This is a genomic window from Sphingobium xenophagum (assembly GCF_031457465.1).
Classification (GTDB): domain Bacteria; phylum Pseudomonadota; class Alphaproteobacteria; order Sphingomonadales; family Sphingomonadaceae; genus Sphingobium; species Sphingobium xenophagum_A.
Window position 1 is genome coordinate 235,842 of the sequence record NZ_JAVDWV010000004.1, and the last position, 17,843, is coordinate 253,684.

Sequence of the window (17,843 nt, forward strand, 5' to 3'; positions counted from 1 at the left end):
GATATGACATCGACGACGGAGTGTAATAATGGCCTGCAATCATGCGCACGCTACGGGATGGCGCTAGCATTGATGGCTGGACTTGGCACGGCGTTACACGCCAAAGAGCGGGCGGGGCCAATTGCAACGGCCGACGCTGGAAAGACAACCGCGCCGGATAAACAGCAGCCGCGCACGATGAACGACTTGTGGGGCAGTCGCGCCGCCGCCGCCCAAAAGGCCAGCGATCCACGTACCGCCTGGTTCACCCAAGACCGCTATGCCATGTTCATCCATTGGGGCCTGTTCTCGCAGGCGGCGAGCACATGGAACGGCAAGAAATATTACGGCATCGCCGAATGGCTGATGCACCCGGCCATGGCTGGTGTCAGCAAGAACGATTACGCCACCCTTGCGAACCAGTTCGATCCCCAATCCTTCGATGCAGACGCGTGGGTCGCGTTCTTCAAGCGCGCTGGTGTGAAGAATATCGTCATCACGGCCAAGCATCATGACGGCTTTGCCATGTTCAAGTCGAAGGTCGATACATTTAACATCGTCGATGGCACGCCCTACAAGCGCGACCCGCTCAAGGAACTGGCCCAAGCGTGTTACAAAGCAGGCATCCGCTTCGGCTTCTATTATTCGCAATATCAAGATTGGCGCGAACAGGGCTCGGCCGCGGTCGCGTGGGACGATCCCGCACAAAAAAACTCGTTCGACGCCTATTTTCAGCACAAGGCATTGCCACAGGTTCGCGAACTTCTGCGCAATTACGGTCCGATTTCGGTCGTTTGGTTCGACACGCCCGGCACGATGGGCGAAAAATATTCCCGTCAACTGGTCGATCTTGTCAAAAAATACCAGCCACAGGCATTGATTAACAGCCGAATCGGCAACGGCGTTGGCGACTATTCCACCTATGGCGATAACGAAGTGCCGCGCGTCAGTCCCCCCGGCGTCTGGGAAGCGGTCGATACGACCAACGATTCCTGGGGCTATTCGGTTACCGATTATAATTGGAAGTCGCCCCAGGAACTGCTGCATCGCCTGATATTGACCACGGCGCGCGGCGGCACTTACATGATTAACATGGGGCCGCGGGCAGACGGCAGCTTCCCGGATATTCCTCAGGCTGCCCTGACCGAAGTCGGCGACTGGCTCAAACGGAATGGCGAAACAATCTATGGCGCGCAACGGTCGCCCTGGAGCATCGCTCAGCCATGGGGCGACGTGACAACCGGCCAGAATGGCCTGTACCTGCACGTTTTCGATTGGCCGGTTGGCGGTACGCATTCGGTGGCCCTCTATGGCCTCCAGGGCAAAGTGCGCAGCGCACGCCTGCTCGACGGTGGAGCGAGTCTTGCCGTCACGCAGGACGGCGACTGGACGCGCATCACCCTGCCTGACCGTCGGCCGGATGCGCTTGTGCCGGTTGTCGCGCTCGACATGGATGGCGACTATAGGGTGAAGGACGCCGATATCATCGCCGCCGAAACGCCATCGACGCTGATCGCTGAGCGCGCCAAGTGCAACGGGTGCACGTTCACGCCGGTCGGCTGGATGGAACGCTTCGGCGAGTGGAAGGCCGCAAACAGTCTGACAGGGTGGACGCCTGGATCCTTGGCGACATGGACCGCGCAGGTGCAACAGCCCGGCATCTACAAGCTACGTGTCGAATATTCCGTCAACTCGACCGCAGATTTTAGCGAATGGGAAATTGGTGTCGGCGACGCGCGCTATTCGTTCGAGGCGCACTATACCGGCGAACGCGAAGTGAAGGGCCGTACCGATCGCCGCCAGTTCTGGGGCGCACTCGACCCCCGTTATCGCCGGCAGGACATTGGCACGATCATATTGGGCGGCGGCGCGCAGGCGATCACTGTCCGACCGCTCACTGGCAACGGCACCGCCGCTAGCGTCAAGATCACCGCGCTGCGATTGGAACCGATGCCGATTGCCGGTCTGGAAAACACTGCAAGGCAGTGAATGCCTGAACGCCAATAAGGGTCTTATCTGTGGCGAAGCGGCGCGCGGCAACCGCGCGCGCCGCCACCCGACCGATCCGCCTTTGGTTGGCGATCAGCACAGTGCCAAGCGGCCCTAATTCCACCACCTCCTGATCAGCCGGCAGCGCCAGACTCGCTGCCAGAGACCTGCTTTGGGCGCCCAAAGTGACGGGAACCTAGGGTCAGGACTCATTGATTGATACCAACCGCATCTTCACGTCCCACGACAACATCGTCGATCTTTGCTGCGAAGCCTGGAACAGGCTGATCGATCAGCCCTGGCGCATCATGACAATCGGACGCCGCAAATGGGCGCGTGGGTCGCGATCAATGCAGGTTGGTATTAATCAGTAGGCATTGGGCAGGGTTCGACGATGGCTCAAGCCCTTGCGCAACGCGGCAAAATATTCGGGCAACCGCTGCCTGAGCCGAACGCGCTGTATCTGGTCATCGGTGATCGCCTGGATCTTCCCGACAAGGGCGCGCAGAACGAGCGCAGCACTCAGTGCATGTCGTGCAAAGCGCGATTACCTGAAACGATAAATCGTGTATGCGCTCGTGCTAGCTCGCGTTACATATTGTCCATTTCTGGAGGCCAACAGTTTGATTGAACAAAATGAGGCGATCGAAGAGATCGAGATCGTCAAGGTGCGGCGACGGCAGGGGCGCGCCAAGGATACCCGACATAAAATTCTGCAGGCTGCCACGACTGAGTTTGCGTCCGCCGGCTTTGACGGCGTGACCACACGGTCGATCGCGCAACGTGCAGAGGTGCAGCATGGCCTGGTAATCTACCACTTCCAGACAAAGCTCGGTGTCTGGGAAGCCGTTATTGAGAACGCCGCCGATATTTTCCACGAAGGGTTCCAAAAGAAGCTCGACGAATTAAAAGGCTGTGATGCTGTCACCACATTACGCGGACTGCATCGCAATTTCATAGAAATGTGTGCAACGCGCCCCGAACTCCACTGGTTGACATCGCATGAAGTCGGCCATCCATCGACACGGCTGGTCTGGCTCATTGATCGCGTGTTTGGTGCCGACATGAAAATCACGACTGACCTGATCCGAATAGCGCAGAGTGAAAAGAGATATGTCGAAGGCGATCCATATCACCTTCATTTTCTTTTCATGGGAGCCGCTGCTCGAGCCTTCATGCACGGTGCTGATGTCGAGCATACAATGGGTGAATCCCCGTTCGATCCGGCGTTTGTAGAAAGGCACGTTATATATTGCGAACGGCTTTTTTTCCGAGAGCCCTGAATATCGTTGCCCACGGATGGATAATTACGGGCGGGTGCAGCAATCCCCCGGTTTCCAGCTTCTTAATAGATAGTGTTGTTCAAATGATCAATATAGATGTTGACGTGCTCCCCTGATTGTTACCACTCAGAGGTAGAGTCCGGCTCCTTCATGATGGCTGTTTGATGGGATGGCAACGTGTCTGGGGGCATGCCCCCAGACACGTTGGCCGGCGATCTCGGCGGGGGTCTTCCCGCCCAGTTTCGAGTGTGGCCTGACGTTATTGTAATTGTGCCGCCAGGCATCGAGCACGAACCGGGCATGCGCCAGCGATGTGAATGAGGCATTCGTCGCGCAAGCGACCGTTGAAGCTCTCGACGAAGCCGTTCTGCATCGGCTTGCCCGGCGCGATGTAGTGCCACTCGACCCGCCGCTCCTGCGACCAGCGCAGGATTGCTGACGAGGTCAACTCGGTCCCGTTGTCGCTGACCACCGTATGCGGCTTGCCGCGCATCCCGATCAGCAGCGTCAGTTCGCGCGCGACCCGCACGCCCGACAGCGACGTGTCGGCCACCAACGCCAGGCATTCCCGCGTGTAGTCATCGACCACGCACAGGATGCGGAAGCGACGGTTGCACGTCAGCGTGTCAGAGACGAAGTCCAGCGACCCGCGCTGGTTTGGTCCATCCGGCAGCACCATCGGCGACCTGGTGCCTAGCGCCCGCTTGCGGCCGCCGCGGCGCCGGACCCGCAGGTTCTCCTCGCGATAGATCCGCAGCAGCTTCTTGTGGTTGGGCGTCATGCCCTCGCGCGCCAGCAGATAACCGAGGCGCCGATAGCCGAACCGGCGGCGCTCCGCCGCCAGCTCACGCAGACGCGCCCGCAAGGGCGCATCATCAACCCTGCCGGCTGATAGCGGATCACCCGCCGGCTCACGCCAACCAGACTGCACGCCCGACGCTCGCTCAGCCCGTGATGCTCACGGGCATGGGCGACGGCTTCCCGCTTCGCGCCGGGCGTTACCATTTTTTTGATGCCAGATCCTTCAGCACCACATTGTCGAGCATCGCTTCGGCCAGAAGCTTCTTCAGCTTCGCATTCTCGTCCTCGAGCGCGCGTAACCGCCGCGCTTCCGACACCTCAAGGCCGCCGAACTTGGCTTTGTACTTGTAGAATGTCGCTGAGCTGATCCCATGGCGGCGGCACACGTCCGCCGTCACCATCCCGGCTTCCTGCTCCTTCAAAATCGCGATGATCTGCTCTTCGCTGAACCTGCTGCGCTTCATTATCGTCCGACTCCTTCGAGGCGGACTCTACTCAAAATCGGTCACATTTCAGGGGAGCACGTCAGTCGCTGTTCCTGAAGAGTGAGGATTTCCGCGCGGCGATAAAGGCGTAACAATGAGCGATATGAGCGCGATTGAAAGACAGACCCTCCGGGGCGAGGACGTTGACCTGGCCGCCGACGTGACCGGGCCGGCGGATGGCCAGCCCCTCCTGTTCCTGCATGGCAGCGGGCAGACGCGGCAAAGCTGGGGCAAGGCGCTGGTCGAGGCGGCGCGCCATGGGTTTCGCGCGTTATCCATGGATTTGCGCGGGCATGGCGACAGCTGATGGTCGCCCGATGGACGCTATGACCTGACCGTCTTTGCCGATGATCTGCGATCGGTGCTGGCGCAACTGGAGCGGCCGCCGGTCGTGGTGGGTGCGTCGCTGGGCGGGATCGTGGGCATGATCGTCGCCGCCGCCGATCCTGCCGCGATCCGCGCGCTGGTGCTGGTGCTGGTGCTGGTGCTGGTGCTGGTGGATATCACCGCGACGGTGAACATGGAAGGCGCGAACGAGGTGATCGCTTTCATGAACGCCGGGTCGGATGGCTTTGCCTCGATCGAGGAGACGGCAGCGGCGATTTCGCCCTATTTGCCGCATCGTGACAAGCCGCGGAGCAGCCGGGGACTGGCGAAGAATTTGCGGCAACGCCGCGCGCGCTGGTATTGGTATTGGTATTGGTATTGGGACCCGGCCTTCATGACAATGGGCGTGGATGCCAAGCAGGAGGCGGAAGGACCGACCGTGCTGGAGACGGCCGCGCGCGGGCTAACCATTCCCACCTTGCTGATCCGGGGCGGGCGCAGCCAGATCATGACCGAGGAAGGGGCGCGCACTTTCTTGGAGATGGTGCCGCATGCCGGCTATGTCCATATCGACGGTGCGCATCATATGATGGCAGGCGACGCCAGAGCGTCGCCTTTATCTGGTGCAGACTAGCTGCTCGTTAGCCGCCAGAACGCGATCTCTGCGAATTCAAGCTCACACAAGGACTGACCGTCGTCAATAGTGGCAATGATCGACAGGCCCATTTCGGCGCAGAATTCGCCTTGACCTTAGCCAAGTAACTTGGCCAATTGGGTTTTCTCTTCTGGGGGTTGATGGTCATGACAGGCAACAGGCATAGTTATTGGCGCTTGGGCGCTGACCTTGTGGTCAATTCGCTGGGTTGGGCGGCGATCGAACTCGATGCACCAACCGATTGCAAGCCGATCGGCATCCCGGCGTGGGCCAGCTCCAACCCACACTGATATTCACAGGGTTAGGCAAGATCGACTTCAACGGGAAGCGAGCGCAAGGCGAATAGAGTGTTGTTTAATCGACGCTCGGATACGCCCGCCGCGCGGAATGACGCAAAACGACTGCTGAGCGCTTCAAGCAGGATTTCGCTTTCCTGACGCGCGATCATCTGACCCAGGCATTGATGGATCCCATATCCGAAACCAACATGGCCGCTTGTCTGCCGAGTAATATCGAACCGCTCTGCATCCGGCCAATGGCGGGGATCGCGATTAGCGGCTGCCAGGAATGCAATGATCTTGGCACCTTCGGGCAAGCGGACACCTGAAAGCTCCGTTTCGCGCGTGGTGGTGCGGAAGAAAGACTGTGCAGTACCTTGCCAGCGCAGCCCCTCTTCAAAAGCTCTCTTGATCAACGATCGATCGGATCGGAGCTTCTGCCATTCGGTCGGATGCAGCGTAAATGCGTGGAGCAGGTTGCCAATTCCATTGATTGTCGTATCGATACCGGCCGACAGGAATGAGCGTACGAGAAGCTCGCGCTCGCCTTCGGAAATGCCAGCTTCGGCAGCAGCGTCGTGGACATCCCGACCCCATCCGCCCGGCGCAAGATTTTCATAGCGGCACGCTTCGGCGATCCACGCTTGCGCTGCGTCCAACCCGACTTGGCTTTCAAGAAACACATCATTGCGCGGACCGAATGCATTGAAGGTCGAGGTTGCATAAGCGAGGAGGTTTTCGCGCCCTTCCTTCAACAGACCGAGCGTGTCAGGAAAGATGCGCAGTGGAAACTGCTCGGCCAGATCCTGCACCGCGTCAAATCGACGTCGGCCTGCAAGACTCTCGACCAGTTCGGCGGCGACTTGTTTCCAATGCGGTGCCAGCGATTTGAGCCGAGGAAGGGCGACGACCTTGTTCATCACACCACGGGTCGCGGCATGCAACGGAGGGTCGCGCTCAAGCTGCAAGGATGGGGTCCGCCACGGTATTTCACGAGCGAAGTCAGCAAGACCGACACCACGGCTCGAACAATATGTCTGCCAGTCGCTGAGCACGGTCTTGACCTCGCCATAGCGGGCAACACCGAAAACACCATATTTGGGAAACCACACCACTGGTCCAGCGTCGCGCAGTTGCGGGTGAAAGGCGTAAGGGTCGGCCAGAACATCCCGGCTGAAGGGATCGATTTCAACTATCGCCGCCCCTCCATCGTCGGTTCTGCTTTCGATGCCCTGTATCTTCACGCTTCCGGCCCTCCGCCTACATCAACTGATGCAACGATAACCAATCGGGCTTTATAAGTTTACTAGAGACCTTGGATAACCCATATCAAGAAAATGGATATCTCTTCCCTTGACCTGAACTTGCTTCATGTACTCGACGCCATGTTTGTCGAGCAGCGCACAACTCGGGTGGCCAAGCGGCTTGGGATGAGTCAGCCTATGGTGAGTTACGCCTTGGCGAAACTACGCCATGCCTTCAGCGATGAGCTATTCGTCCGTGTAGGCAATTTGATGCTGCCTACCCCGCTAGCGGTGAACCTGCGTGATCCGGTGAGCAGAGTTCTGGATACGATCGCGGGAGAGATTCTTCGGACCGCCGTCTTCAATCCGGCATCTTGTTCGGACAGCTTCACCTTTTGCCTTTCGGACATCGGCGAACTGGTTTTTCTGCCTGCACTGCTCGAAACCTTTAGGGAAGAGGCGCCACAAGCAACAATTCGCTGCGTCTCGCTGTCGCCGCATGAATTGGAAGCACGATTGGCAGACGGCACGGTGGACCTCGCACTTGGCTATTTTCCCGATCTCGATGGGCACGCGATCTACCAGCAACGGCTTTTCGACCACTCTTTCGCAGTGCTTTTGCGTAAGGATCACCCGACCATCGGCGCCTCGATCAATCTCGATTGCTTCCTCGCGGCCGAACACGCAGTCGTGCTGCAGGAAGGTCGCAGCCAAGAGCTTTTCGAACGACGAATGCAAGAGCTTAGCCTTCGCCGGAAGGTCATTATCCAGTCCCCCCACTTCATGACGATTCCGCAGATTGTTGCATATACAGACATCATCACGACAGTACCGCTCGCGGTAGCAAAGGCTTACGCGAAATTGGCTCCGCTTCGCTGGGTTACGCCTCCATTGATGCTGCCACCAATCGAGATCAAGCAGTTCTGGCACTTGCGCACCCGGTCAGACAAGAAGGCAATCTGGCTGCGCAGTCTGATAGCGAGGCGCTTTCTTGGATCCGATCCCACTGAAGGCTCTGACAATCCGATTTTCACGGTGCGGCAAGACGAATCCGCAGATTGAGGATGCGGATGGAAGCGGTTAGCGTCCATGCTGTCGATGAGGCGATGGATGTTTCCCAGCCATTGCCGGACGCATCACCACTTTCGGCAGTTTTGACCGACTGGCTGTCGATCACACCGCGCTGGGTGAAGCTCGACGTCACCCGATTTCGCGCAGATTCATGACCAGCGCCATGTTGATCGCGTCGCAAAGTCCTACATGCGCCAAGCGTAAAAATAGCGCCGCGCCGTTGATACCGGTGGACGGCTTTGCGGAGAAGATCGGCTGGGCGCCGCAGACGCTGCATGAGTGGGTGAAGGCGCTAGACCGCGAGGTCCGAGAGCTGCCGCAGGCCAACGAGATTTTGCGCAAGGCGTCTGCATATTTTGCGCAGGCGGAGCGAGCAGAGATCGCGCGCGTATTCGTCGCGCCCCAAGATATGGTGTAGCTGGGGCTGGCCCCCGCAACCACGCTGCATCGCCGCTTTTGGAAGTGTGAGCACTATTCAGTGCAAACGTCCTGGGTGGCAACCCAAAGCATCAAATGAGAATGTATAGGCCTATTATTTGGCATTATCATGCGTGATAATGATTTATGGACGCATTTCATGCTAATAACGCAACCCATATTGACGAACTTTGCAAGGACATGTCTCCGCATTGGACCTATGCTGCTTTCCGAATTCGGAGCAAACTCATGGCCACAATCTCAACCCAGACTGAAACCCGCGCGGAAAGGATCTCGGCGCTCGAAGCGATAGATGCCCGGCTGCGCTGGCTATCAGCTTGGACTGTACACAACGCGAACCATATCCGCCCCAAGCGCGACGGCCTAAAGGTCGGGGGACATCAGGCAAGCTGCGCCTCAATGACGACAATCATGTCGGCGTTGTATTTCGATGCTCTGCGGCCGCAAGACAAGGTTGCAGTCAAGCCCCATGCAGGACCGCTGCTACAGGCTATTCATTACATGCTTGGAAATCAGTCGCTCGAACAATTGCAGCAGTTTCGAGCGCTGGGCGGCGCGCAGAGCTATCCTTCCCGCACTAAGGACAAGATTCCAGTCGACTTTTCGACCGGTTCGGTCGGCCTAGGCGTCGCGATCACGGCGTTCTCCAGCCTTGTGCAGGATTACCTGATTGCGCATGGCAAGATGGCTGAGGCCGATGCCGGCCGCATGATCGCGCTGATGGGAGATGCGGAACTCGACGAAGGAAATATCTACGAATGCCTGATCGAAGGCTATAAACATGACATTCGAAACTGCTGGTGGGTGGTCGACTATAATCGTCAATCGCTCGACAGCACGACAGCCGACCGCATGTTTCGACGGTTCGACGATATTTTCGAAACATGCGGGTGGCGTGTCATCACCCTCAAACATGGCAAACTGCAGAAGGCGGCTTTCAAGCGCGCTGGCGGCAAAGCGTTGGAGGAGTGGATCGACCAATGCCCGAACGCCGAATTCGCCGCTTTGACTTACCAGGGTGGAAGCGCGTGGCGTGACCGTCTGCTAAACGACATCGGCAACGACGTAAAAGTCAAGGCGCTGATCGAAAGCTACGATGATGAGGGCCTTGCCGCCCTGATGACCAATCTCGGCGGTCACTGTATCGAAAGCCTCATGGATGCGTTCGACAGCGCGCAGGATGAACGTCCTACGCTGTTTATCGCCTATACCATCAAGGGGTATGGTCTACCGTTGGCCGGCCACAAGGATAACCATTCCGGCATGATGAACCCGGCGCAGATCGAACAGCTGCGCACCAGCATGGGCATCGCACCCGGTCAGGAATGGGAGCCGTTCGGAGGGCTTGGAGACAATCACGCAACGCGCCTCAAGGCGTTCGTCGACAGGAGTGTGATGGCAGCAAAGCCGCCTGAGCCCGTCGCGCCGTCGATCCCTGTTCCCGCGCGGCTCCCCGTTCCGCGCGGAGACGCACAGTCGACGCAAGCGGCATTTGGCAATGTCTTACTGGATCTTGCCAAATCGCGAGAGGCGCTGGCCGACCACATTGTTTCCACCGCCCCCGACGTGACGCAGACCACCAATCTCGGCGCGTTCGTCAACCAGCGGGGACTATTCCGCCGCTCCGAGATGGCCGACGTATTCCGCGCGGCCAACATCCCTTCAGCGCAGCGCTGGGCCGCCCATGCCGCCGGTCAGCACGTGGAACTGGGTATTGCCGAAAATAATTTCTTTCTCGCGCTGACTTCGCTCGGCCTTGCCGCGCCGCACTTCGGGACGCGGCTAATACCGGTCGGGACGGTCTACGACCCGTTCATCGCACGGGGCCTCGATGCTTTGAACTACGGATGTTACTCGGACTCTCGGTTCTTGCTCGTAGGCACGCCATCCGGCCTCACACTGGGGCCAGAAGGTGGCGCTCACCAATCGATCAACACGCCATTGATCGGGATGGGCCAGCCCAACCTTGCCTATTTCGAGCCTGTATGGGCGGATGAAGTCGCATTGATGATGCGGTGGGCGTTCGATTATATGCAGCAACCAGATGGCAGCTCGGTCTACCTCCGCCTTAGTACGCGAGTCATCCCGCAGATCGAGCGCGGCGACGATAGCTGGGAAGCTGACGCTCTCAAGGGTGCATATTGGCTGCGCAAACCCGCGCGCAATGCCGAGGCAGCGATCGCTTTTACTGGCGCCATAGCGCCGGAGGTGCTGGACGCCTGGGAGAATCTGGTAGAAGATATTCCGGGCCTCGGACTGCTCAATGTAACCTCCCCCGACCTGTTGCACCGTGACTGGTCGGCACGCCGCGCCGCGAGATGGACCGGCAGCAATGCTGCGCTCAGCCATATCGAAGATCTGCTGTCGGAACTTGCACCGAACGCCGGACTGGTGACTGCCATTGATGGATCGCCGGGTGTTCTTTCGTGGCTGGGCGGTGTCAAAGGGATGCGTGTGAGCCCGCTGGGCATCGACCGTTTTGGCCAGACCGGCGACCTTCCCGATCTCTACCGCACATATCGGCTCGACGCAGAGGCGATCATCGACGCTGCCGCCGAACTTTTCATGGGGAATTAATCCATGGCCTTGGAACTGAAAATGCCCGCCCTGTCGCCGACTATGGAAAAGGGGAATCTGGCAAAATGGCTCGTCAACGTCGGCGATCTGGTCAAGCCCGGCGATCTCCTGGCGGAGATCGAAACGGACAAGGCGACCATGGAGTTTGAAGCCATTGAAGAAGGGCGCATTGCCGAATTGCGTGTACCAGAGGGAAGCGAAAATGTCGCTGTCGGTACAGTTATAGCGGTGCTTGGCGAAGCCACTGAAATGGGGCTGGCCGAGCAGACACCGTCGAAACAGCCGTTGCCGTCACCTCCAGATGCCAAGCAAGCATCACCGGCCGTGGACGCCTCCCCGCATTCGGGGCCGCTATTTTCTACAGTTGGCGAGGTCACGGTCGCCGTGACACCCGCAAAAATCCAAAGCAAGGCAGAACCGGTTGCGACACCTCTGGCACGCCGGATTGCAAGCGCCATGGGACTTGATCTTGCAAAGATCATGGGCACTGGCGCGCGCGGCAGGATCGTCAAAGCCGATCTTGGATTGCAGGCGAAAGCGCCCCCTCTCGCAGCAGTAGCTGCTGGTGCGGAGACGGCAGTCCTCTCTGTCGCGCCTCCAGCAGGGATACCCGTTGAAAGCATCAAACTCTCCGCTATGCGCAAGACCATCGCTCGGCGGCTTACGCAATCGAAACAGACAGTTCCGCACTTCTATCTAACGGTTCGGTGCCAGCTGGACGCTTTGCTAAAGCTTAGAGGCGAACTCAATGCTGGCCTTGCGTCGCAAGGCATCAAGCTTTCGGTCAACGACCTGCTCATCAAGGCAATGGCCAAGGCAATGGAGAGGGTGCCAGATGCCAATGTTCAGTTTGGAGGCGACGAGCTGCATCGCTTCAAGCGCGTGGACATCGCGATGGCGGTGGCAATCGATGGCGGCCTTGTCACGCCAGTCATCCAGGACGCAGGCGCGCTGTCGCTTTCGGCAATAGCCAACCTGAGCAAAAATCTTGCTGCAAAGGCTCGCGACGGCAAGTTGACTCCAGAGGAGTATCAAGGCGGAACCGCATCGATCTCAAACCTCGGAATGTTTGGTATCGACGAAATGTTTCCTGTCATAAACCCTCCGCAGGCACTTATATTGGGCGTGGCCGCGGGAATTGAGCAGCCCTGGAAGGTCGATGGGGATATTGGTCTTGCCACAATCATGGCCGCAACCGCGAGTTTCGATCATCGCGCGATCGACGGAGCCATAGCGGCACAGTTTATGGGAGCTCTGCGTGACTTGATCGAAAGTCCGATACTTCTCGTCTGTTAAACCTCATAAAGCGATGCAATGACGCTCCGATGGTTATCCATCGGAGCGCAGTACCCGTTTGATTTTGCGGGGCGATGCTCTGGCCTATCGCCCCGAACTCCGATCGCCCCTTACGCTTGGCAGCCTATGCCAAACTCAGCTATGTCATTCGCAGAAATTGCCGAGGCGAGAAATAAGCGTGCCCGATCTGCCAAGCCATAACATCGACGATATCGACCGCAGAATTCTTGCTGAATTGCAGAACGACGGACGGATGACAAACCAGGATCTATCGGAAAGAGTAGGACTATCACCGTCTCCGTGCCTGCGTCGTCTACGCACCCTTGAAACAACTGGCCGGATTTTTCGGTATGTCGCCTTGGTTGATCCAAACGCGGTGGGACTTACCGTCACGGCGTTTGTTCGCATCCGGCTGGATCAACAGGATGATCGGCATCTTGCGCTGTTCGAAGAGGCAGTAGCGGGATTTCCTGAAGTGATGGAATGCTATTTGATGACCGGTGATGCCGACTATCAATTACGGATCCTCGTGCGTTCGCTCGGTGCCTTCGAAGATTTTCTGCGCCAGAAACTTACGCGCATTGAGGGTGTATCTCAAGTCACTACCAGTTTTGCGCTCAGACCGGTCGTCTACAAAACGTCCATTCCCATATAGGAATTGTCTCAAAAATTAAGAAACTGATTTATTTCCAGTAAATTTTAAAAGTCCTTGAACGAACCAATTTAGCGCCAAATCATTGCGGCGCGCCGTATGAAACTGAATGACTTCTTGCAGGTCTGGAATTTGGTAAGGCAATTCATAGATGGTGAGTGGCAATATCTTAGCATAGTAATTTGCCTGCCGACGCAACATAGTGGCGATCCTCTCTGTACCCAGCAGTAACGCAGGCACCGCCGCAAAGAACGGCACCGTGATTGCAATATTGCGCGACACCCGTAGCTGATCAAAGTGTCGTTCCACATGCGCAGTCGTCCGCGAGTTTCCGAAGTGAACTGTGACATGTGGCAATTCCAGGAAAAGCTCCTGCGTCAGCCCGCTGCGCAAGCGGGTGTTTTCTTCCCACGCGACGACCACGTGATCATCGCTGAGAAACGGTAGAGTAGGATGGCGATTGTCCAACATGTCCCCTACCGAGATAATCAGGTCGATTTCACCCCGATGCAATTTGTCGCTCATGTCGAATGTTGGCAAAGTGACGGACGTCGAGATACCAGGCGCCTCGTTCTGTATCATGGCCATATACGGACCAAGCGCGACATCCAGTACATAATCGGATGTGGCCGTATGAAAGGTTCTGATGGTCGTCATGGGATCGAACGCTGGTGGCCGCGCGATGCGATGACGGATAAACATCAGCGCTTCGCGAACTGGTTCGCGCAACTCTTCAGCACGAGCAGTCCGAATCATGCGCGATCCACTGCTCGCGAGCAACTCATCTTGGAAATATTCGCGCAAGCGCAAAAGGGCGCCGCTGGTGGCTGATTGGCTAAGGTTCAATCGCCGGGCGGCTGCAGAAACGCTACATTCGTCAAAGAGAGCGTCGAGCGCCACAAGCAAATTGAGGTCGAGCCTTTCAAAGCGCATCACCCACTCCCTGTTTATGTTTTGATGCCAATCGCATATGCCATTTATGCGGTGCCGGGACGGCCTCCCGACTGACCGTCCGTCCATAGATGCAAGCTGCACGATCTTGGTGCGCTTGCCGCTTAAACGCTCCTATTCGCTGCCCTCTAAACTGCAAATCATGTCTCCTGGCCAGCGTTCTGCCCAATCGGTTTTACGGATAGGCTGTAGCACTTCAAGCGATTTCACAGATTACGCGAAGTTTGGTAATTCAAACGGGCAAAGAGCAGGGATTTGCCAGGGGTCTGTAAAGGAGTGGGTACAACTAGCTGTCACGTGCCATTCCCGAAATGCAGCAGCGGCAATAAGTTCATGATGCCAGCTTGGGGGATATCAGCAAGCTCTAAGTCCAGAAAAATAAAATTATGGGGAGAGGTAATATGAGAAAAGATCTAAAACTATTCCTAAAAACGAACACTGTGCTCCTGTCGGCGATGGTGACTTCGCCGCTATATGCCCAGACTACTGAAAGCGACCAAGCCGGGCTGGAAGAGATTATCGTCACAGCACAGAGGCGCGTGGAATCCTCCCAAAGAGCGGCCGTGGCGATTGACGTTGCCACACCCAGCGACCTCGAACGTGTGGGTGCGGGCACGGCGAACGGGCTCAACGCGGTTGCACCCTCGCTCTACGTGACCCGCGCAGGCGGTGCTTCGACCAGCTACTTCATCCGTGGCGTTGGAAACTTTACCAACAATTCCTTCAGTGATCCGGCGGTAGCATTCAGCCTCAATGGCGTCTATCTTGGCAGGCCAACATCGACCACCGGCACGTTCTTTGATCTTGAGCGGGTCGAAGTCCTCAAAGGGCCACAAGGTACGCTTTACGGCCGCAACGCCACCGGCGGCGCGATCAATGTCTTGTATCAAAAACCGAAAATCGGTGAGGTCAGTGGATATGCGAGCGCTGGTTACGGCAATTATGACAGCGTCGATCTGGAGGGCGCAATCAATCTCCCGATCGGCACTGAAGGCGCTGTCCGCCTTTCGGGCAAGCTCGTCGATCAGGACGGGTTCAATCAGGACGGTACCTACGACGAAAAGGGTGAGGCCCTTCGTGGGCAGATGTTTGCCCAACTGACCGACGGTCTGTCGATGAATATCGTCGCGGACTGGGCCCACACAGGTGGCGTCGGTCCTGGTGCCTCCTATAATGGGACATTGCGCTTTGCGCCCGGCACTCCTGCATCGGCCAACGCTCCGGCGAACTATGTATTTTCAGCCGCGCCCTCAAATCTCGGTCCGCGCACGGGACTCTACTCGCCTGAAGCCGGCGCATATCGCTCGACCATCGTGATTGGAGGCGGATTCATCAACCCCGGCACGCCAGACAGGTCCTACCAAGACACTACCAACTGGGGCGTGAGTTCGGAGATCAAGGCCGATCTAGGCGCTGCGGAGCTGACCCTGATTCCGGCTTATCGCGAGACGAAACTCGATTTCGCGTCGCCGGGGCCGGGGTTCAAGTCGTTTGTGGTCAAGGAGCAGAACCGCCAATTCAGCATCGAAGCGCGGCTGGCAGGCTCAGTCGGGCCGGTCGACTGGCTGCTTGGTGGTTATCATTTCGACGAAGATATTTCGGCCGGACAGACGATAAACCAGTATTTCGTACAGTCGATCCAGGCTTTCGATACGGGCACCACTTCCAACGCCGCCTTCGGCCGCCTGACCTTCAATGTCAGTGACGCTTTCCGCCTTGTTGGCGGACTGCGCTACACGCAAGACAAGAAGTATTTTGACGCTGTGGTGCAGACTATTGTTGTCCCGTGCACCAATGCCGCGCCTCCTGGTGGCGCGGGCTGCTTCGGCGGGCCATCGATGCCGACAGGCATGACTTTGGCCGAAGTCGCCGCGCAGATTCCTGCCGCGCAATTGCCCTTCGGCTTCCCAACCGCACCAGGACCGGCCAATGCGCGGCCTTACGGCAGCAATGGCAACATCCTGTTCTACCTCCCGACGGTGATCGACTCGCGTGTCACCAACAGCCGCGCCACATATCGGCTCTCAGCCGAATATGATATCACGCCCAGCTCGCTTCTCTATGCCAGCTATGAGACCGGCTATCGTTCAGGTGGCTTCAACGTAGCGCTTGGACGCGAAAGCTACGCCCCCGAATATATCGAAGCGTTCACGATCGGGAGCAAGAACCGGTTCTTTGGCAATCGTCTGCAGTTAAATCTCGAAGCGTTTCACTGGACCTCTCTGACTTGGGAGAAATCCGCACGAGTTTCATGTCTTTCGGTGACAGCGTGGAAATGGAAGCGCGGACTGCCGATGGGCAGATGCTGTTCGGCAGGATTTCGCAGAAAGTCTCGAAAGGCTGAACATGCAGCTTAAAAGCAGGAAGGGGCCGATTTTCACCGGCCCCTTCCTGTTACACACGCCGAATTCAGGCCGGAACGGGCTCCCTTATGCACGTCAGGCGCTGAGTGCCCAAACCGGTAATCGTCCCTTCGACAACGTCTCCCGGCTGCAAAAAACGCTGATAATGCGTACCATTGCCAGCTGGCGATCCGGTGCAGATGATATCACCGGGCAGCAATCTTACGAGTGACGAGAGATATTCAATCTGGCGGGCAACATCGAAGATCATGTCTGCCGTCGATTCGTCCTGCATGATCTTTCCGTTGAGCTTCAGCGTAATTTGCAGATTCTGCGGATCGGGCACAAAGCGCGCCGGTTTGATCCAAGGGCCAGTTGGCAAGAAAGATTCCTGGCATTTGGACGAAAGCCAGTCCGTACCGATGGCCTTCATGTCGGATCGGTAGATCCGATCGCGGCTAGAAATATCGTTGGTGACCAAAAAGCCTGCGACCACTGACAGGGCATCTTCGCGCGAAATGTGCCGTGCGCTGCGGCCGATCACCACGCCAAGCTCAAGTTCCCAGTCCGGTTCTTCCACGCCATTTGGCAAGATAATATGATCGTAAGGCCCTGTCACTGCCGAAGGAAGTTTGACGAAGGCATAGGGCGTACCATTCCGGGCACGTCCTTCCATCATCTTGTAGGCCATCTCGACGCGCTCTTCAGGGGTCATCCCGGCGGTGCTTGGGTCGGACTGTTTTGCTGTTAGTTCGGCAACATGCTTGCGATAATTGGCTCCGGTGCAAAATATCTGGCGCGGGCGCAAAGGGGCCTCAAGCCGAACATCCGCGAGCGCGATTGCGCATTCGACGGGCGGTGCCTGCATCACTACAGCAAGCTGTTGATCAACATAGTGCCAGACTTCAAAGACCGCGAGAGTATCACGAAACCCTGCCATGCCCGGAAGTCGCGCGAGTTCCCATACTCTCTCGCCCTGAATGACACAGGCGAATGTGCGCTGCCCGTGCGAGGCCGTACCGATGGCATATTCCTGCGTCACAATATTTCTCCCATATCGATACTGGTTTAGCTGGTTTGCCTGACCGCATGAAAACTAGAGGTTTTCCAAGCACCGTCACGCTTGACCCACACTTGAGTCACGAATGCGTGCACCTCAATCTTCTCGTTTTCGGCGCGACGCCCTACAATATTGGTCATCGGTCCGGTCACCACGGCAACATCGTCAGCCAACATGCGAATGTTAAGATCGCCCCGTCGTACTTCAAAAAAGCGCAGGAATTGGCCTGCATGTTCAAGCAACTGCAGCTTGTTATGAACTATGCCTGTGGTGTGAACATGGACGAGATCATCGTTCATGAGTTCTGCCAGTGTAACCAGGTCATCGGCAGCAAGCGCTGCGCAACGACGGGTCTCCTGGACCCGGATTTCATCTTCCGCCGTACGAAGACTATCATGCTCGGACATTGGAGTTC

The 17,843-nt window shown here is 57.4% G+C and carries 14 protein-coding genes and 3 pseudogenes; 11 read left to right on the forward strand and 6 right to left on the reverse strand.

The window, feature by feature from the left end; all coding sequences use genetic code 11:
• The first annotated feature begins 3 nt into the window (after nt 1–3).
• From J2W40_RS05655 to J2W40_RS05665, 3 genes are all read left to right on the forward strand, one after another.
• Nucleotides 4–1,968, forward strand: coding sequence for an alpha-L-fucosidase (locus J2W40_RS05655; protein WP_310222542.1), 1,965 nt, complete (start codon nt 4–6; stop codon nt 1,966–1,968).
• A 394-nt stretch (nt 1,969–2,362) separates the two neighbouring features.
• Nucleotides 2,363–2,599, forward strand: a complete 237-nt coding sequence (locus tag J2W40_RS05660) for a hypothetical protein (protein WP_310222544.1) — start codon at nt 2,363–2,365, stop codon at nt 2,597–2,599.
• On the forward strand, nt 2,592–3,251 hold the full coding sequence (locus J2W40_RS05665; RefSeq protein ID WP_310222546.1) for a TetR/AcrR family transcriptional regulator: 660 nt from the start codon (nt 2,592–2,594) through the stop codon (nt 3,249–3,251). Before J2W40_RS05660 ends, J2W40_RS05665 begins: the two co-directional genes overlap by 8 nt.
• A gap of 259 nt (nt 3,252–3,510) precedes the next feature.
• Here the strand turns inward: J2W40_RS05665 and J2W40_RS05675 are convergent.
• Nucleotides 3,511–4,516: pseudogene (locus tag J2W40_RS05675) on the reverse strand (IS3 family transposase).
• 124 nt (nt 4,517–4,640) lie between these two features.
• On the opposite strand from J2W40_RS05675, the pseudogene J2W40_RS05680 reads away from it, so the two are divergent.
• Together J2W40_RS05680 and J2W40_RS05685 are read left to right on the forward strand one after the other, a co-directional pair.
• Nucleotides 4,641–5,498 (forward strand): annotated as a pseudogene (locus J2W40_RS05680) (alpha/beta fold hydrolase).
• A 167-nt stretch (nt 5,499–5,665) separates the two neighbouring features.
• The gene (locus J2W40_RS05685; RefSeq protein WP_310222548.1) at nt 5,666–5,809 is read left to right on the forward strand and encodes a hypothetical protein; all 144 of its coding nucleotides are present in this window, start codon (nt 5,666–5,668) and stop codon (nt 5,807–5,809) included.
• Between the two features lie 11 nt (nt 5,810–5,820).
• Here J2W40_RS05685 and J2W40_RS05690 read toward each other — a convergent pair whose 3' ends face one another.
• Nucleotides 5,821–7,041: a cytochrome P450 gene (locus J2W40_RS05690; protein ID WP_310222550.1), complete on the reverse strand. Its 1,221-nt coding sequence runs from the start codon at nt 7,039–7,041 to the stop codon at nt 5,821–5,823.
• 93 nt (nt 7,042–7,134) lie between these two features.
• On the opposite strand from J2W40_RS05690, the gene J2W40_RS05695 reads away from it, so the two are divergent.
• Entirely contained in the window at nt 7,135–8,103 is a 969-nt protein-coding gene (locus J2W40_RS05695) for a LysR family transcriptional regulator (protein WP_310222551.1), read from the forward strand.
• Here J2W40_RS05695 and J2W40_RS05700 read toward each other — a convergent pair.
• Nucleotides 8,072–8,245: a hypothetical protein gene (locus J2W40_RS05700; protein ID WP_310222553.1), complete on the reverse strand. Its 174-nt coding sequence runs from the start codon at nt 8,243–8,245 to the stop codon at nt 8,072–8,074. The two genes, J2W40_RS05695 and J2W40_RS05700, sit on opposite strands and share 32 nt — an antisense overlap.
• Nucleotides 8,246–8,341: 96 nt before the next feature.
• On the opposite strand from J2W40_RS05700, the pseudogene J2W40_RS20560 reads away from it, so the two are divergent.
• The 4 genes and pseudogenes from J2W40_RS20560 to J2W40_RS05720 all read left to right on the forward strand — a co-directional run.
• Nucleotides 8,342–8,470: pseudogene (locus tag J2W40_RS20560) on the forward strand (IS3 family transposase); the annotation flags it as partial.
• 308 nt (nt 8,471–8,778) lie between these two features.
• On the forward strand, nt 8,779–11,127 hold the full coding sequence (locus J2W40_RS05710) for a transketolase family protein (RefSeq protein ID WP_310222613.1): 2,349 nt from the start codon (nt 8,779–8,781) through the stop codon (nt 11,125–11,127).
• A gap of 3 nt (nt 11,128–11,130) precedes the next feature.
• A complete protein-coding gene (locus tag J2W40_RS05715; protein ID WP_310222556.1) occupies nt 11,131–12,423 on the forward strand; it encodes a dihydrolipoamide acetyltransferase family protein in 1,293 nt (430 codons plus the stop codon).
• Nucleotides 12,424–12,601: 178 nt separating this feature from the next.
• Nucleotides 12,602–13,078: an Lrp/AsnC family transcriptional regulator gene (locus tag J2W40_RS05720; RefSeq protein ID WP_310222557.1), complete on the forward strand. Its 477-nt coding sequence runs from the start codon at nt 12,602–12,604 to the stop codon at nt 13,076–13,078.
• A gap of 15 nt (nt 13,079–13,093) precedes the next feature.
• Here J2W40_RS05720 and J2W40_RS05725 read toward each other — a convergent pair whose 3' ends face one another.
• Nucleotides 13,094–14,008: a LysR family transcriptional regulator gene (locus J2W40_RS05725; protein WP_310222616.1), complete on the reverse strand. Its 915-nt coding sequence runs from the start codon at nt 14,006–14,008 to the stop codon at nt 13,094–13,096.
• A 419-nt stretch (nt 14,009–14,427) separates the two neighbouring features.
• On the opposite strand from J2W40_RS05725, the gene J2W40_RS05730 reads away from it, so the two are divergent.
• Entirely contained in the window at nt 14,428–16,383 is a 1,956-nt protein-coding gene (locus J2W40_RS05730) for a TonB-dependent receptor (RefSeq protein ID WP_310222559.1), read from the forward strand.
• Between the two features lie 52 nt (nt 16,384–16,435).
• On the opposite strand, the gene J2W40_RS05735 is transcribed toward J2W40_RS05730, so the two are convergent.
• Nucleotides 16,436–17,410 (reverse strand): fumarylacetoacetate hydrolase family protein, encoded by a 975-nt coding sequence (locus J2W40_RS05735; RefSeq protein ID WP_310222561.1) that lies wholly within the window; start codon nt 17,408–17,410, stop codon nt 16,436–16,438.
• A gap of 26 nt (nt 17,411–17,436) precedes the next feature.
• Complete coding sequence (locus tag J2W40_RS05740) at nt 17,437–17,835, reverse strand: nuclear transport factor 2 family protein (RefSeq protein WP_310222563.1); 399 nt, start codon at nt 17,833–17,835, stop codon at nt 17,437–17,439.
• Nucleotides 17,836–17,843: the final 8 nt, after the last annotated feature.

What these genes read in the sequence shown, in the direction of transcription:
- J2W40_RS05655 (WP_310222542.1), top strand. Translation starts at nt 4, where the DNA reads ATGACATCGACGACGGAGTGTAATAATGGCCTGCAATCATGCGCACGC.
- J2W40_RS05660 (WP_310222544.1), top strand. Translation starts at nt 2,363, where the DNA reads ATGGCTCAAGCCCTTGCGCAACGCGGCAAAATATTCGGGCAACCGCTG.
- J2W40_RS05685 (WP_310222548.1), top strand. Translation starts at nt 5,666, where the DNA reads ATGACAGGCAACAGGCATAGTTATTGGCGCTTGGGCGCTGACCTTGTG.
- J2W40_RS05695 (WP_310222551.1), top strand. Translation starts at nt 7,135, where the DNA reads ATGGATATCTCTTCCCTTGACCTGAACTTGCTTCATGTACTCGACGCC.
- J2W40_RS05710 (WP_310222613.1), top strand. Translation starts at nt 8,779, where the DNA reads ATGGCCACAATCTCAACCCAGACTGAAACCCGCGCGGAAAGGATCTCG.
- J2W40_RS05715 (WP_310222556.1), top strand. Translation starts at nt 11,131, where the DNA reads ATGGCCTTGGAACTGAAAATGCCCGCCCTGTCGCCGACTATGGAAAAG.
- J2W40_RS05725 (WP_310222616.1), bottom strand. Translation starts at nt 14,008, where the DNA reads ATGCGCTTTGAAAGGCTCGACCTCAATTTGCTTGTGGCGCTCGACGCT.
- J2W40_RS05730 (WP_310222559.1), top strand. Translation starts at nt 14,428, where the DNA reads ATGAGAAAAGATCTAAAACTATTCCTAAAAACGAACACTGTGCTCCTG.
- J2W40_RS05740 (WP_310222563.1), bottom strand. Translation starts at nt 17,835, where the DNA reads ATGTCCGAGCATGATAGTCTTCGTACGGCGGAAGATGAAATCCGGGTC.